This window comes from Streptomyces sp. NPDC001135 (assembly GCF_053598395.1).
Map to the genome: position 1 here is coordinate 72472 of NZ_JBSFKD010000029.1, position 15733 is coordinate 88204.

At 69.6% G+C, this 15733-nt stretch carries 15 protein-coding genes and 3 pseudogenes; 13 read left to right on the top strand and 5 right to left on the bottom strand.

Translation table 11 applies throughout. The features are described 5' to 3' along the window. Nucleotides 1-122: 122 nt before the first annotated feature. A complete protein-coding gene (locus ACWC94_RS30090) occupies nt 123-500 on the bottom strand; it encodes an STAS domain-containing protein (RefSeq protein ID WP_450800359.1) in 378 nt (125 codons plus the stop codon). Nucleotides 501-754: 254 nt separating this feature from the next. Between ACWC94_RS30090 and ACWC94_RS30095 the strand changes: the two genes are divergently transcribed. The 12 genes and pseudogenes from ACWC94_RS30095 to ACWC94_RS30150 all read left to right on the top strand — a co-directional run bounded on the left by ACWC94_RS30095 (nt 755) and on the right by ACWC94_RS30150 (nt 11368). After that, nucleotides 755-1111 carry a J domain-containing protein gene (locus tag ACWC94_RS30095; RefSeq protein ID WP_450800414.1) on the top strand — a complete coding sequence of 119 codons (357 nt, stop codon included), beginning with the start codon at nt 755-757 and terminating at the stop codon, nt 1109-1111. Between the two features lie 37 nt (nt 1112-1148). Continuing rightward, on the top strand, nt 1149-3023 hold the full coding sequence (gene dnaK, locus ACWC94_RS30100; protein WP_450800360.1) for a molecular chaperone DnaK: 1875 nt from the start codon (nt 1149-1151) through the stop codon (nt 3021-3023). Between the two features lie 2 nt (nt 3024-3025). Continuing rightward, nucleotides 3026-3571, top strand: coding sequence for a nucleotide exchange factor GrpE (gene grpE, locus ACWC94_RS30105; RefSeq protein WP_450800361.1), 546 nt, complete (start codon nt 3026-3028; stop codon nt 3569-3571). 85 nt (nt 3572-3656) lie between these two features. Next, nucleotides 3657-4049 carry a DUF2267 domain-containing protein gene (locus ACWC94_RS30110; RefSeq protein ID WP_450800363.1) on the top strand — a complete coding sequence of 131 codons (393 nt, stop codon included), beginning with the start codon at nt 3657-3659 and terminating at the stop codon, nt 4047-4049. Then, nucleotides 4050-4319 (top strand): annotated as a pseudogene (locus ACWC94_RS30115) (hypothetical protein); the annotation flags it as partial. Continuing rightward, nucleotides 4316-4711, top strand: a complete 396-nt coding sequence (locus ACWC94_RS30120; RefSeq protein ID WP_450800364.1) for a DUF2267 domain-containing protein — start codon at nt 4316-4318, stop codon at nt 4709-4711. The pseudogene ACWC94_RS30115 and the gene ACWC94_RS30120, both read left to right, overlap by 4 nt. Nucleotides 4712-5220: 509 nt before the next feature. After that, nucleotides 5221-5850, top strand: a complete 630-nt coding sequence (locus ACWC94_RS30125; protein WP_450800365.1) for a class I SAM-dependent methyltransferase — start codon at nt 5221-5223, stop codon at nt 5848-5850. A 336-nt stretch (nt 5851-6186) separates the two neighbouring features. Then, nucleotides 6187-6801, top strand: coding sequence for a hypothetical protein (locus ACWC94_RS30130; protein WP_450800367.1), 615 nt, complete (start codon nt 6187-6189; stop codon nt 6799-6801). A gap of 110 nt (nt 6802-6911) precedes the next feature. Beyond that, nucleotides 6912-7165: pseudogene (locus tag ACWC94_RS30135) on the top strand (IS1380 family transposase); the annotation flags it as partial. A 665-nt stretch (nt 7166-7830) separates the two neighbouring features. After that, the gene (locus ACWC94_RS30140; protein WP_450800368.1) at nt 7831-9447 is read left to right on the top strand and encodes a sialidase family protein; all 1617 of its coding nucleotides are present in this window, start codon (nt 7831-7833) and stop codon (nt 9445-9447) included. 264 nt (nt 9448-9711) lie between these two features. Continuing rightward, nucleotides 9712-9894: pseudogene (locus ACWC94_RS30145) on the top strand (zinc-dependent alcohol dehydrogenase); the annotation flags it as partial. A 985-nt stretch (nt 9895-10879) separates the two neighbouring features. Next, nucleotides 10880-11368 carry a GNAT family N-acetyltransferase gene (locus ACWC94_RS30150; protein ID WP_450800369.1) on the top strand — a complete coding sequence of 163 codons (489 nt, stop codon included), beginning with the start codon at nt 10880-10882 and terminating at the stop codon, nt 11366-11368. A gap of 461 nt (nt 11369-11829) precedes the next feature. Here ACWC94_RS30150 and ACWC94_RS30155 read toward each other — a convergent pair whose 3' ends face one another. From ACWC94_RS30155 to ACWC94_RS30165, 3 genes are all read right to left on the bottom strand, one after another. Next, on the bottom strand, nt 11830-12024 hold the full coding sequence (locus ACWC94_RS30155; protein ID WP_450800370.1) for a hypothetical protein: 195 nt from the start codon (nt 12022-12024) through the stop codon (nt 11830-11832). 30 nt (nt 12025-12054) lie between these two features. Continuing rightward, a complete protein-coding gene (locus ACWC94_RS30160) occupies nt 12055-13269 on the bottom strand; it encodes a metallophosphoesterase (protein ID WP_450800371.1) in 1215 nt (404 codons plus the stop codon). 678 nt (nt 13270-13947) lie between these two features. Continuing rightward, nucleotides 13948-14637 (bottom strand): hypothetical protein, encoded by a 690-nt coding sequence (locus ACWC94_RS30165; protein ID WP_450800372.1) that lies wholly within the window; start codon nt 14635-14637, stop codon nt 13948-13950. A 325-nt stretch (nt 14638-14962) separates the two neighbouring features. On the opposite strand from ACWC94_RS30165, the gene ACWC94_RS30170 reads away from it, so the two are divergent. Next, a complete protein-coding gene (locus ACWC94_RS30170; RefSeq protein WP_450800373.1) occupies nt 14963-15097 on the top strand; it encodes a hypothetical protein in 135 nt (44 codons plus the stop codon). A gap of 435 nt (nt 15098-15532) precedes the next feature. Here the strand turns inward: ACWC94_RS30170 and ACWC94_RS30175 are convergent, their stop codons facing one another. Then, nucleotides 15533-15724, bottom strand: coding sequence for a DUF397 domain-containing protein (locus tag ACWC94_RS30175; protein WP_450800374.1), 192 nt, complete (start codon nt 15722-15724; stop codon nt 15533-15535). Between the last annotated feature and the right edge of the window lie 9 nt (nt 15725-15733).

The window sequence follows — 15733 nt, forward strand, 5'->3', positions numbered from 1 at the left end:
GGTAGCAGCCTCCTACTCGGCGTCGAGAGCGTCTCGGTGGCGCTGGACGTCGGAGCCGACGCTCCAGCGGTGCCAGCACGAGCCGCAGGTGCACTCCACATGTGCGACGGCGAGTTCGGTGATCACTGCACCTCACCTCCCATCCGGTGTACGGGCACGGTTCGGGCTGACAGGGCCGCGTCGAGGGAGGGATACACGGGCAGGTCTGAAGCGGCGCCGCTGCTGTGCAGCAGCCGCTCCGTCCGCCCCTGCGGGCATACCAGGCGCAGCTCCCCCTGGTCCTGGTCCAGCAGCGTCCGCACGGACGTCAGAGCGCCGAGGCCGTCGGCGTCGGCATGGGTCAGTTCGGACAGGTCCAGGATCAGATGCTCGTGCTGGTGCTGCGCGTGGACGGACGCCGCGAAGTCACGCAGTTCCCGGGCCGTGGCCGTGTCCAGGACGCCTTTGATCTCTATCACGGCCCAGCCGTTCTGCCAGTGCGCCGCGAGGAACAGTGCCATGATCCGCACCCTGCTCTCTGGGTCTCGGTGTCTGCGCGGGCGCCCACGGCCGGCGTCCTTGGGATCTCTGCTGCCACTCCTTCGCCGACTGCGCCACTCTGCGTTCCGCGCAGTAGTCACGGGAGTACCGCGGACACCTCCCCTATACCTCGCCCGGACTTGACAAGGCAAGACTCAAGTTTTATTTCAGAAAGGTAGGCAAGCGGATATGAAACCGCAGCTCAGGATGGGCGAGGAGGTGGCCGGACGTGCGGATGCGGGAGCAGGAACCGGACCTGTACGCGGTGCTGGGGGTGCAGCCCTCGGCGACGGCCGAGGCGATCACCTCGGCCTTCCGCGCCCGGGTGCGGGAACTGCGCCCCGACACCCGAGTGGACACGGACACCGCCGCACGGTTCGGTGAAGTGCGGTCGGCGTACGAGACGCTGCGCGATCCCATCCTGCGGGCGGCCTACGACCAGCGCCTCGAGCCCACGCTGCCGGCGCCTGATCGAGGAGCTGTCCCTACCGTGCCGGCGCGGTCCGCGTGGCGGTACGCGGTGGTGCTAGGGGACCTGCGTCCTGAGCCGCCGCTGCGTGCGGGTCCGGTCCGGTGGATTCCCGGCCGGTGAGCCGAAGAACGAGGTGAGGACGAGGAGGAGAGCACAGATGGCACGTGCGGTTGGTATCGACCTGGGAACGACGAACTCGGTGGTCTCGGTCCTGGAGGGCGGCGAGCCCACCGTCATCACCAACACCGAAGGCGCACGGACGACCCCGTCGGTGGTGGCGTTCTCCAAGAACGGCGAGGTGCTGGTCGGCGAGGTGGCCAAGCGGCAGGCCGTGACGAACGTGGACCGTACTGCGCGTTCGGTCAAGCGGCACATGGGCGACCACGCCTGGCGCTTTCCCGAGCACGGGGACATCGACGGCAAGCGTTACACCGCGCAGGAGATCTCCGCGCGCGTGCTGCAGAAGCTGAAGCGGGACGCGGGGTCCTACCTGGGCGAGGACGTCACCGACGCGGTGATCACCGTACCCGCGTACTTCGACGACGCCCAGCGGCAGGCGACCAAGGAGGCCGGAGAGATCGCAGGCCTGAACGTGCTGCGGATCATCAACGAGCCGACGGCCGCGGCACTGGCGTACGGGCTGGACAAGGAGAACGACCAGACGGTCCTCGTCTTCGACCTGGGCGGCGGCACCTTCGACGTGTCGCTGCTGGAGATGGGTGAGGGCGTCATCGAGGTCAAGGCCACCAACGGCGACACGCACCTGGGCGGCGACGACTGGGACCAGCGGATCGTCGACCACCTGGTGAAGCAGTTCAAGAACCACTACGGCGTCGACCTGTCCAAGGACAAGATGGCCGTGCAGCGCCTCAGGGAGGCGGCGGAGAAGGCGAAGGTCGAGCTGTCGTCGTCCACCGAGACGACCATCAACCTGCCCTACATCACCGCCTCGGCCGAGGGCCCGCTGCACCTGGACGAGAAGCTCACCCGGGCCCAGTTCGAGCAGCTCACTGCCGACCTGCTGGAGCGGTGCAAGGCGCCGTTCCACAACGCGATCAAGGATGCCGGGATCAAGGTCTCCGACATCGACCACGTCGTCCTGGTGGGCGGCTCGACCCGTATGCCGGCGGTGACCGAGCTGGTGAAGGAGCTGACCGGCAAGGAGCCGCACAAGGGTGTGAACCCCGACGAGGTCGTCGCCGTCGGCGCGAGCCTGCAGGCGGGTGTCCTCAAGGGCGAGGTCAAGGACGTCCTGCTGCTCGACGTCACCCCGCTGTCCCTCGGTATCGAGACCAAGGGCGGCATCATGACCAAGCTCATCGAGCGCAACACCACCATCCCGACCCGCCGTTCGGAGATCTTCACCACCGCCGAGGACAACCAGCCCTCCGTGACGATCCAGGTCTTCCAGGGCGAGCGGGAGATCGCGGCGTACAACAAGAAGCTCGGCATGTTCGAGCTGACCGGCATCGCCCCGGCGCCGCGCGGGGTGCCGCAGATCGAGGTCGCCTTCGACATCGACGCCAACGGCATCATGCACGTCTCCGCCAAGGACCTGGGCACCGGCAAGGAACAGAAGATGACGGTGACGGGCGGCTCCGCGCTGCCCAAGGACGACATCGACCGCATGGTCCGCGAGGCCGAGCAGCACGCCGAGGAGGACCGTCGGCGCCGGGAGGCGGCCGAGACCCGCAACCAGGGCGAGCAACTCGTCTACTCGACCGAGAAGCTCCTGAAGGACAACGCCGAGCAGATCCCGGCGGACGCCAAGTCCGAGACGGAGGCGGCGCTGGCCGACCTGAAGGAGAAGCTGAAGGACGAGAACGCGGACACGGCCGCGATCCGGCAGGCCGTCGACCGTACCGCGCAGGCCGCACAGAAGATCGGAACGGCCCTGTACGAGAAGTCTCGCGCCGAGCAATCGGCGGGTACGGCCGGCGCGTCCGCGGGCGGTGGTACGAGCGGTGGTTCGTCCGATGATGACGTGGTGGACGCAGAGATCGTCGACGACGACAAGCCGGAGGCTGGTTGACGATGACCAGGAGCGGTCCGCAGAGCACCGAGCTGGACAGGCTGCGGCGCCTGGTGGAGGAGCGGACCGCCGACCTGCAGCGGGTCAAGGCGGAGTACGACAACTACCGCAAGCGGGTGCGGCGGGACCGCCTGGCCGTGCGCGAGATCGCGGTGGCCAACGTGGTGCGGGCGCTGCTGCCCGTGCTGGACGCCGTCGACCGGGCGTTGGCGCACGAGCCGCTGACGCCCGGTCTGAGGGACATCGACGACAGCCTGCAGGAGCAGCTCGGCTCGCTGGGCGTCACGTCGTTCGGTGAGGTGGGCGATCTGTTCGACCCCGCGTGCCACGACGCACTCACCCACCATGTCCGCGCCGCTGCGGACCGCCTGGTGTGCTCGGCGGTCCTGCGTCCCGGCTACCGTCTGGGCGAGAACCTGCTGCGCCCGGCCACCGTGGAGGTCACCGGACCGGCCCCGCCGGCGAGGACTGCGCCGCGGCGGGAGTGTGGCGTACGGGATGCATCCGCCCCGGCAGACAAGCCGCCCTGGCCTGTCGCGCGGAGCTGACAGGCTTGCCCCTGCTTGGGTACCGAGGGAAGGGGGCATCGCCTTCGATGCCCTGAGATCGCTGGTAAGCGGAGGTGACGAAACGATGCAGCACCATGAGTTCCTCGCGCGCGTGCGTGAGCTCGGCGAATACGACAGCCAGGACGAAGCCGCGAAGGTCACCGACGCGGTGCTGAGCGTGCTGGCCCAGCGCATCAACCCCGGCGAGGTCGATGACCTCGCGTCCCAGCTGCCCGGACCGCTCGGACAGGAGCTGGCGGCGGCCAAGCCGGCGCAGGCAGAGAGCTTCGGGATCGAGGAGTTCTACCGGAGGGTCGCCGAGCGCACCGGCGCCCGGCCGCGCACCGCGGAGTGGGACGCCAGCGCGGTCCTGACCACCCTGGCCGGCGCCGTCTCCGGCGGTGAGCTGAATCAGATCATCAGCCAGCTCCCTTCCGGCTACGCCGTCCTGTTCGGCAAAGCCGACCTGGCCAGCTGAAACCAGGCCCCGGCGCACCCCGAGTACGGTCACACCGCTGGCGTGCCGACCACCACCGGTCCGCTCGGCCAGAGCATGACCAACACCGCCTGTGCTCCGAGCGCCAAACCCCGCAAGATCCCCACAAGCGGGTCCCGCGAGGAGATCTCCGGCTGGTCGATGGCGGCCGGGGCCGACAAACCGGCGGAGGACGGGCATCTGATCTCCCCCTCACCCGCCCTCCGCCCCCACTGGAGCAAAGACGCCGAAGAAGGGTGGCGGCCGAGATGACCCTGCGACGCGAAGCCTTCCTCGACCAGGTGAAGGAACGCGGCGAGTACGAAACAGATCACGAAGCAGAACGCGCGGCGCGCGTGGTACTCGCCCTGCTGGGTGCGCACCTGGTCGGCGAGGTGCGCGCCCAGCTGGCGGCGCGCCTGCCGGAGGAGTTCGCCCTGATCCTGCTCAACCCCCTGCAGAGCGCCGAGCCGCTGCCGCCGGAGCGGTTCGTGCGGGCGACGGCAGCCTGGATCGAGGGGGCCACCGAGCAGACCGCGGCCTGGGACGTCAGCGCCGTCCTCAGCACCGTCGCCGACGCTGCGGGCCACGACCTCCTGGGCGAGGTCCTGCTCCAGCTCCCCGCAGGCTACGACCTGCTCTTCGGCCGCCCCCAGCCCACCTGACCAAGCCCCGGACCGGTCTGGCCACCTCCTGGTCACAGCCGCTCTCCTGCTCGCCTGCTTCCCGAACGACTCCTCCGGCTCGCGCCGCCGCGGGATCGCCATCCACCTACGGCGACCGGGTACGCACCGGTGAAAGGCGTGACGACGCGACTGTCCACAGCGCACGACCGCGCGACACCGACGATCTGCGCCCGAGAGCTGTCCGGTCAATGGCCGGCCCTGTGCTGGGAGGTGGCGTTGTGCAACGTCTGTTGGGCGTGCCGGTCGCGCCCGTCAGCCGCGCCGCGAACGGCTTGTCGCCCAGATCGGGCTCGGCGGCAGCGCTGAGCCGGTCATCGTGATCACCCAGGCGGACGAGGACTGATCAGGCCGGACGCGGCCAGATGTTGTCGACAGGGTCGAGAGCCACTCGGGCAACGTGAGTGAGAGTCACGTTGCTCCGTATGGGGACGCGATGGAAACTGGTGCAGATCCGTGATCGACAATGAGACGAGAGCCAGCCCTTGCGAGTGACTTCACCGAACATGACCGGCAGTGGGGATCCGCTTTTCGACTCGGCTGCAGCATCGGTCGCGGTCTACAGCGATCACGCTGACGACTACGCGCTCACGCACGCCCCCAAGATGGCCGACCAGGTCGAGCGGTTCGCGAACTCGCTGCCGGTTCCTTCGCTGATCCTCGACGCCGGTTGCGGCCCCGGCCGCGACCTCGCGCGATTCGCCGCCCACGGTCACAGCGCCCGAGGCGTCGACCTCAACCCGGTGTTCGTTGCCATGGCCAACGCCCACGCACCCACCTCGCAGTGCGACCTGCGCGACATCGGATCTCAATTTCCATCTGGGACGTTCGATGGGATCTGGGCCTGCGCATCGCTGGTCCACCTCCGCGAGTCGGAGACCGTGGACGTACTCAGCCAGTTCGCCGGGCTGCTACGCCCCGGTGGCAAGCTGTACGCGTGCCTCAGGTCCGTCGGCCGCACCGGCTGGCTCGACGAGCCCGACGGAAGCCGCTGGTACACGGTGTGGGACGCCGAGGCGTTCACTGGCGCTGTCGCCGCCGCCGGGTTCGAAGTCGATCACACCGACCAGGGCACATTTGTGGAGGTCTGGGCCACTCGCTGCCACATCGGCAGCCCGTAGCCGAGTGCTTTGCGGGAACACTCGGGGACGGAGCAGAACGGGCGGACAGCCTCAAACGCTGCCCGGAGCACAGGGTACGGAAGATCCCGGAAGGTGATCTCCGTCGGTGCGACCTACGGCGATGTCGGCTGTTGCCGATCGGCGCCGAGCGGCCGTTTCGGCGTCTGACCCCCGGCGGCTTCGGGTTCTGGCTGCAGTAGCCGGGAGGGGGAGCCCCTCAGTCGCCGTCTTCGGTCGCATTGCCCAGAGGATCGCGACCGGCGCCACGCTGAACCGACCGGCCGGAGGGGCGGAAAAGCCATGGAAGTAGCACCGGTCGTCCGCAAGGCTGCCGCCATGGGTTCCCCGAGCTTCACCGCGCCGCCCCCCGATCCTGAACCTCCCGCCGTCGACGCCTTCCTCTCCGCCGTCGACCACGCGATGAACAGCAATACCTTGCTGCTCACGGCGGAATGCGACGTGCCTCTCGAGGCCGGAAACCGCCAGGATGTCCTGCACGCTTTCCTGCGCAGTGCCCTCTTCCCGCAGCTGATGCGTGCCGCAGACGTGCGCCGCAACTGGTACAACCTGTCGGACGAGTACGACAGTGAGCCCTTCGCGCGCCCGCTCCTGCGCGAGGGCTTCCGCGCCATGGTCAGCCCACTCGACCCTGCAGGCTTCCTGGCACGGCTGCGCTGGATGCTCTGCGAGGCGTTCAGCCCCTACGGCCACCACTACCCGGCAGCGGACGCCGAGCGGCTGGTGCGCGGCTTCGCTCGGGAACTGCTCGGCGCAGACGGCCCGGCATGGTCCTTCGCCGCTGTCAGCCCCGATTTCCTGCGCTCCACCGGCTACTACAGCGGCGAGGAGCCGCAGCCGCCGGTGTACTTCGATGGCAGCGGTTCTGACACCGCCACGTTCGTCCACCGGGATCGCAGCTTCTACCTGCTGCTGACGAACGGCTCGCCTTGAGGGCCCCATGTGCGTCTTAGCCTCGCCGTTTCGGTGGGGTACGGCGACTGTTGAGGCGGAAACGCGAAAGTGCCTTCCTGGCCTGGGACGATGAGCCTTGCTGAGGGGTTCTGTCGGTCCAGGCGGAGGGCACTTTCTCCGTGCGGGGTATCGGGTTGCGTCCCAAGATCCAGGTCAGTGCCGATGGTTCGGGGGTGGTCGGTCATGCCGGGGGACGGCTGCTGGCGGATCTCGCCGATGCCACCGGGTCTGACCGCCGTGTGCTCCCGCCGCGCTCAGACCCCTTCGGCCGCGCGGGACCGGTCACGATCCGGGCCGGATCGCCACCGACCTGGCGGTGATGCTCGCCGACGGCGGTGAGGCCAGGTACGGTCGGTTACCCCGGGAGGGGTATAGCTTTCTGCATCAGGGGGTTGGGCGACCCGGCGTACTGCGCCACCTCGACCGACTGGTGAGCGAATTCCCCGCCCGGCAGGACCTGCGCGCCGCGGCGGCCGACGACCTGGCCCAGCTCCTGTTCCGGCCGCTCCGCGCGCGGACATGCCGTTCTGGCAGGCGCACCGCGAACTGCCGTCGTCCGTCGCCCTGTCGGCCTGCCTGGAGGGGCATCGCGCCGGGCTGTCCCCCGAACGGGCGAACTGCCGCTGCGCACCCTGCTGGCCGCCCTCGACCCGCAGGGAGGCCCGCCGCCGACGGCCCTGTGGCACCGTACGGCCGCCCGTCGGGCCGCCGACGCCCACTTCATCAGAATCCGGCGCCAGCAGCGGATCCTGCTGGAGACCCTGCCCAGCGCCCACACCTACCTGCACCGCCTCCCCACCCGCCCGCCGCTCACCCCGCCGGCCGTCCTCACCAGCGCCTGATCACAGCCCGACAAGACGGGCCGACGAGACGGACCGACACCCGAGGCGCATACGGCCCGTTCGACCTGGACAGTCCCCTGAAAGGGCCCCGGACGCCCCGTCCGGACGGGGGACGTGTGCGTGTGTCGCTCCCCGTGCCGCGGCGCGCCACCCTGATGATCCGCTCGTGTACTCGCTACAGACCCTGCGTACCCGCGGCTTCCTCAGCCTCGCCGCCACGGCCGCCCTCGCCGTCCCGTCCGTCCTCTTGGCTCCCCCGGCCTCCGCCGCCGTGTCCAACGGCGGCTTCGAGACCGGCACCCTGACCGGTTGGACCTCGGCCGGCGCCACCGCCGTGGTCGGCTCCGGCGCGCACAGCAGCAGGTACGCCGCACGCGTCGGAGGAACCAGCCACGCCAAGGGCGACTCCACCCTCCGCCTGGTCAGCCACGACGACCACCGGGGCGCCCCCACCTTCGCTCGCTTCGACGACGTCCAGCTCACCGCCGCGCCCGCCCTGACACAGATCGACACGGACCCCTTCACCAACAGCACCAGCCAGCATGCCACCGTGGTGGAGCCCGACACCTTCGCCTCCGGCAACACCGTCATCGCGGTCGCCCAGAACGGCCGTTTCTTCAACGGCGGCGCCTCCGGCCTCGGCTGGGCCCGGTCGGCCGACGGCGGAGTCACCTGGACCCACGGCACCATCCCCGGCATCACCGTCTACCAGGGCGGCGCCTTCTCCCGGGTCTCCGACCCGTCGGTCGTCTACGACGCCCGGCACGCCACCTGGCTCGTCGCCGGACTGCCCCTCAACTCGACCTCCAGCGGCGTCACCGGCGCCGGAGTCACCGTCAGCCGCTCCACCACGGGCGGCGTGAGCTGGCAGAGCCCCGTCAGAGCGGTCGGGTTCAACGGGCCGAACTACGACAAGCCGTGGATCACCTGCGACAACACCCCCACCAGCCCGTTCTATGGGCGCTGCTACATCGAGGTCGACAACGCCTCCTCCGGCAACCGCATCCTGATGAGCACCTCCACCGACGGCGGACTGACCTGGTCGGCGCCGGTCGCTCCGTCCGGCTCACCCAGCGGCCTCGCCGGACAGCCGCTCGTCCAGTCCAACGGCAAGGTCGTCGTTCCCTACTCGGCCAACGGAAGCGCCATCCGCGCCTTCAACTCCACCAACGGAGGGGCCTCCTGGAGCAGCACCTCGTTCGTCCACTCCGTCCAGGCCCACACCGTCGCCGGCGGCCTGCGGGCGCCCAGGGGAATCGCCTCAGCGGAGGTCAGCGGCGGTAACCAGATCTTCGTCGCGTGGCACGACTGCCGCTTCCGCGTGAACTGCACGGCCAACGACATCGTCTACTCCACCTCGACCGACGGCGTCACCTGGTCCGGAGTGACCCGGGTCCCGATCGACTCCACCACCAGCGGCGTCGACCACTTCCTCCCCGGCCTCGGCGTCGACCGCACCACATCCGGAACAACCACCCGGATCGGCCTGCACTACTACTTCTACCCTTCCGCCAACTGCACCTCGACCACCTGCCGGCTCCAGGTCGGCTACATCTCCTCCGCCAACCGCGGCGCCACCTGGACCACCGCCACCGCGCTGACCGGGCCGTTCCCGCTCTCACAGATCGCGAACACCAACCAGGGCCGCATGGTCGGCGACTACATCTCCACCTCGATCGTCGGTGGCCGGGCCGTCTCCGCGTTCCCGGTCGGCAGGGCCCCCACCACCGGCCAGGCCTTCGACGAGGCCCTGTACACGGCCGGCCCGCTCACCGTGGGCTGAACCGGCCCGGACGCCCCTGACCGGGCCGATACCGAAGGCGCCGCTAGTCGGTGCCTTCGGACGCCCGCAGGATCTGTTCCGCCGCCAGTGTCGCCGTCAACGTGCCGTCCCTGACGTGCTGTTCGAGGCCGCGGGGCGGCTTCGCGTACCGCGGTGTTCGCGTGCAGGCGGCCCAGGAGTTCGTCGCGGACCATACCAGGTCCAGTCGACCTGCTAGCCTCGCCGATTCGGTGGGGTACGGCGACTGTTGAGGCGGAAACGCGCACCCGGCGCATCGCCCGTGACAACGTCCGCGCCCACATCCCCGACGCCCTCGCCCTCGCCGCCTCCGGCACCGTCGACCCCGCCCGGGTCGTCTCGCACCTCCTCGACTGGGAGGACCTGCCGGCCGCACTGCCCGAGAAGCACCTCAAACCCGTTTTCGTCCGCGACCTCACCACCCGCTGATCTCGCACGCCGCCGTGCTGCCGCGCTGCGGCACCGGACCCGAACACCGAGAAACCCGATGACCTCACCCCTGACCCACCACACCACGACCCACACCACCCCCGACCACCAGGGACCGGAGCACCTGGACCGGCAACGGGCAGCCATCGCCGCGCTCGGCCACGAACTGCGCGCCCTGGTCGAGACCGCCGTCCGCACCACCGCCGAACCGGCAACCCTGCACCAGATGGCGGACGGCGACCGCAGCCTGGCCCGGCAGCTGACCGGCCAGCGTCGTGCACGTGCAGAGATCCCGGCGGTGGACGAGTTCCCGGGCGGGGTGCGGATGGTACAGCCCCCGTCACCGGCCCCGGCAGCCGCTCGCACCCCCCTGCACGTCACGCCCGCCGACGACGGCGTAGGCCGGACCTGCACCCTCGGCATCGCCCACGAAGGGCCACCGGGCTACGGCCACGGCGGCATCAGCGACATGCTCCTCGACGAACTCATGGGGCGGGCCTGCACCGCCGCCGGAATGCCGGGGATGACCATCGGCCTTCAGCTGCACTACCACCGCCCCGTACCCTCGCAGACACCCCTGCACCTCTCGGCGGGCGTCACCGGAACCGAGGCGCCCTGGTCGGTCGAGCCCAGCACGACGTGCCCCAGGCGCCGCGGCCGGACCGGGCCTTCGCGCAGCAGGCCCGCCGCTCGCCGGTCGGTGCGCTCCATCCGGCCGGGCTGGTTGAACCCACCTGGTCGGAGAGTTGCAGCCAGGACCCCGCTCATAGGGGCTGTGATACGGCGAGGCTCGCCAGAAGCCGTTCCGGTGGGGACCTCCGCGCGGAGCCGTGAGACGCCGAAGCCGCGCCGGAGCGCTCCGGCGCGGCTTCGGCGTGAGATCGGTCACGCTCGCACGAGTGGTTCCCGGGAGCGGTGCAGGGTCGCCTGCCCGAGCAGCCGACCCGCCGCAGGAAGGCACTCCCCGGTGCGAAATACTCTCCCGATGAGTTCACGCACTTCTCCGATCAGCCAGCCGATCACGATACGGAGGGCAGTCGCGCGGGATGCCAAACGGCTCACGCGGCTCGTGCGTGGCTCAGGCGCCTACGAGGGCAAGTACGCATCCGCAGTGGCGGGCTACCGGGTCGGTCCGGATTACATCGAAGCCCATCGCGCCTTCGTAGCCATCGGCGCCGACGAGCATGGAGGCCGGGTCGTCGGGTTCTACTCGCTCGTCCTCGCTCCACCGGAGCTCGACCTGCTGTTCGTCGCCGACGAAGCGCAGGGACGTGGTATTGGACGGCTGCTCGTCGCGCACATGCAGTCTGAGGCCCGTGCCGCCGGGCTCGACCGTGTCAAGGTCGTGTCACATCGTCCTGCCGAGGACTTCTACCACCGCGTCGGTGCAGTGCGGACCGGGACCGCGTTCGCGAACCCGCCCGCCGTGCCGTGGGACCGTCCCGAATTCGAGTTTCGCATTCCTTCGGAATGACGCGGTGCCGGTTCGCGGGGCACCGGCTTCGCCTGCATGGTGGCTGGCATGCAGGAGCCGCTGGACGCCACGCGCTCCGTGTGTGCCGTCGTCTCTGCCCTGGCGGGGGATCGCCTGCGCCAGCGGCCTCTCCCAGCGACTCCCTCGCCTACGGCACTCCCAGGGCCATCGAAATCGCGTACACCTCGGCTCGTTCCACGCACGATCGAGGTCGGCCGCGTAAATACGTAGTTCACACAACCCTGATCTGCGAGCACATGGAAGTAGTCACAGCCCTTGCCCCGTGGAGTTTGGCCGACCGGCTTCGGTGGGGCTCGCCGGTGGAGCGGATCGGCGGGAGGCTCCGGACAGGGGCATCAGAGCCTGACTGTCGTGGGTGTTGGTCAGGTCCGACTCGGCGGTCGGGTCGTCGTAGGCGATGGTGATGGTCCTGCCGGAGCCGCTGGCGGAGGCGGCGGAGGTCAGGCAGTAGGCCGACTGCAGATCGCTGGGGCCATAGCCGGTGGGGGAGTCGCGGCGGCGTGCGGCCGGACGGTCTGGGGGGCGATGCCCTTCTTCGCCGCCTGCTCTTCCTGGAAGGCGGTGGCGCCGCTGGTGCCGCGCAGGGCGTTGCAGGAAGCGTAGCCCTTCTTCGGGGTGCCGGCGCATTGCAGCATCTCCAGGCGGAACCGCCGGCCCGCCCAGCGCTACGGCGTGGGGGGCCGCCGCGGGGAGCGGAGCACGAGCAGGGTGATCTCGCTCGGGGCGAAGACGCGGAAGGGCGGGCCCCAGAAGCCGGTGCCACGGCTGGTGTAGAGGAGAGTGCGGGTGCCGTGGTGGCTGAGGCCGGCGAGGGCGGGCTGGTCGATGCGGACCAGGTGGTGGAAGGGCCAGATCTGGCCGCCGTGGGTGTGGCCGGAGAGTTGGAGGTCGACGCCGCCGGCTGCTGCCCGGTCGACGAACTTGGGCTGGTGGGCCAGGAGCAGGACGGGGTGGTCGGGGTCTGCGCCGTGCAGGGCTCCGGCGAGGTTGGCGCTGTGGCCGGCGAGGCCGGAGGACTCGGCCGTGACGTCATCAACGCCGGCGACCACGAGGGTGTCGCCACCGCGTTCGAGCAGTAGATGGCGGTTGCGCAGCGGCTCCCAGCCCAGCTCGTCCATCAGGTCGACCCAGCCCTGGGCCTCGCTGTAGTACTCGTGGTTGCCGGTGACGTAGACCCGGGCCCGGGTGGCCTGCACGGTGCCGAGTGGGGCGGCCTGGGCGCGGCGGCGTTCGGCCGTGCCGTCCGCGATGTCTCCGGTGTGGCAGACCAGGTCGGCCTTCAGCGTGTTGACCGTCTCGCAGACCCGCGCCGACCAGCGGGCGCGGTCGAGCGGGCCGTAGTGGGTGTCGGTGATGAGGACGACGCGCGTGCCGTCCAACCCGGCCCCCAGACGCGGAAGTTGTACGTCCAGGCGGCGTACCCGTGGTACCCGGCGGGCCTCGGTGTACCCCCAGGTGAGCAGCACGGTGGCTACGCCGAGGACCGCCCAGGTGACGATCCGGGCCCGGTCCTGGCCGACGCCGGTCACGGTCAGGGCGAGCCGCAGCGGGACGCCGAGCACGACGGACCAGGTGAACAGGGTCCAGATGATGCCCAGGAGGGTGTCTCCGACGATCGCCGCCCAGTCCTGCTGGCGTCGGCCGTGGCCGCGCACCATCGCGAGCGGCATACCGATCAGGCCCAGGGCGAACAGGGCGGTGCCGGCGAGCGTGACAGGGAGCGGCCAGTGCTGGCCGGTGTACAGCAGCAGCCAGCAGGGAACCGTCCACAGCAGGACGGGGGCGATCAGGGGGAGGTAGCGCATCAGGCGGTGCAGTCGGCTCTGCTGAGTCGCGTGCGCTTCACTGTCGGCGGATCGGGTTTCGCTGATGTCGGTCACGCTTCCCCTCCTTGAGCAACCAGGCTGCCGTCGCGCGCACTGTATCCGGCCGTCCCGGGCCGGTCGGAGGGACGGGGTGCTCATGGTGGGCAGCCTCATGTAACGAGGTGGTCTCCGCGTTCGCCCCCGGCTCACGCGGTTGGTGACTCTGCTCCTGACCAGGGCCGCGGCGGCTTCGAACGGTGAGGCGTAGAAGCTCCGGAAGCAGTGGAGAGTACGGCCCATCGTCGTGGGCCGGGTGAGATCCACATGCCGGTGCCTGTAATCCTCAGCATTTCTGGGTGGGATGCTGTGACGGGCGGGAGGATGGGTGGGTGCTGTCCCGGGTCCGGGGCCTGACTCAGACACGCCTGACCGTACCGGCAGCGCGACGCGCCATCGGACCGGAAGGGGGATGGCCATGTCCAGTACACCGCCTGCCCGGCAGACTTGTCGTCGGGCCCTGGTCGCGGGGTCAAGGCGCCGCAGAGCGAGCCGTCGCCGGCTACCTCGACCACCTCGCACCCCGACGCCCCGGCCAGACGATGACATGGAGGCCAAGGCCCACTGGTGGCTCCTCCAGCTCACGGGTCGGACGCGGCCGGGTGCCACCGTGGCCAACAGCCACTGCCCCGGCTGTGTCCTGCACTGCTGCGATTGGGTGTTCACAGTCGTCATGCTCAGGACGACGCAGATCGCTTACTGCCGGGCCGCAGCCTGTTCGTCAGGGGCGGTCGCGGTGGCGGCTTTGCCGTCCTGCAGTTGCTGAAGGCGCTTGAGCGTCGCGGCGAGCATCGCCTGTGCGCCCGAGGGGTCGCCTGCGGTGCCGCCTTCGATCCGAACCCGGATGTCGACCTTGCCCGAGCGGACGTACCCGTAGACGGAGTCATCGCTGAGACCGGGATTGATGACCAGCGTGTTTTCGTTGCCCACGGGCTTCTTAGGGTTCTGCTGCTTGCTTGTCTCGGTGCCCTTCCACGTCGTGTACTGGCGGCGGGCGTCGTCGGCCGATTTGAAGAGGCAGATCTCTATGTACGCCATGTTGTCCGTGGAGCCGTTGTACTCGTACGAGGAATCGCCGCCGCGGACCCAGCCCGCCGGCGCGGAGTCGGCTTCCTTCGTGCCATTGCAGTACTGCCCTTCCGTCACCGACTTGTCGCCGTGAAGGGACCAGCCGGGAAGGTTCTCGCCGTCACCGAGCAGGGCCTGCGTGATCTGGCCCTGGGGGAGTTCCTTCGTGATCGGCTTGGGGGCAGGAGCGGAGACCGGCTCGTCGCCATTCTGCGTGGTGCCGGAGCGGGCAGCCGGCTTGTCGCTGCTGGAGGAGCAGGCGGTGAGCGCGGCAATCCCGAAAAGGGCAGTTACGAGGGTGACCCGTGCACGTGGCATGCACACAGCCTATCCACTGTTGATCATCAAGCTGTCGGGCTTTCTGCCGTCCGGTCCGGGCGAAGGCGGACGACGGTGGGCCCTGCGACGGTGGCTGAAGCGCGTAGGTCGGCCGTAGACCCCGGGCCGCCGGGAGTCTCTGCAGCGGGAACCCGAACTGGAGAGCAAGTCCAGACTGGGGCCGGGAGAATAGGGCCCTGCCTGCGCACGCAGTCCCCGTCCCGGGACCTGCACTTGTTCCTTGGCTCAGACAGCCAACCAAGCGGCCAGATCACCGACTCGACAGGTCCTGTACGAGGTCTCGCAGTTTGGGAGTGAGATCAGGATGGTCGCCGCGAGAGGCGGACTGGAGCAGTTCGGCACACACCACCAGAAGGGCAGCCCGGCCGGAGGTGCTCTCCAGGACGGGAGCGAACTCGCGACCGATGCGGCGGCGGTCTGCGGCGCGAGCTGGCTGTAGGCGGGTTACGCCTCCGGCCTTGCCGGACTGGCAAGCGACTACGACGTCGATGCCGATCCCGAGCTCTCTGCCGCGCCGCTTCCGATCCAGACACGCACCACTATGGTCGCTGCGGTGGACCTGACGAAGGCGGAGCGCCAAGCTCCGCGCACGTTAAGTCGGTCTGGAAGCTGACCACCACGGATGACGAGAAGTCGGCCCTGTCCTCGATGCTCGACACTTGCACCGTCTGACTCGCGCCTGAGGGCTCCGCCCCAGCCCCGGGCGCTGCCGGGGCGGGGGCAGGGGTGGGTTCACGGGTGGTCAGGGCACGGAACGCCTGTAGTCGTAGGCCAGCCCTGCCCGGCTCTCTACTCTCGTCTCCGGGCCCGCCCTACTGCTCTGCAGCGGACGTTCCGAATGCGGTCATGCCGGTCAGATGGCGTGCGTGCTTGGTCACTGGATTTGTTCGCCACTGCGGACGGTCGCCTGGAACTGCTTCCAGCTCTGCGCGGATATGCGGAGAGGGGACTTCGTCACGTCCTTGCTGTCGCGGATCCATACGACGGCTGACGTCTGGGCGATCTCCACGCAGGTCTGCGCCGTAGTCGAGTATGAGCTCTTCCGCCATTGCAAGCCCTGGTTCACGTTTGCTCC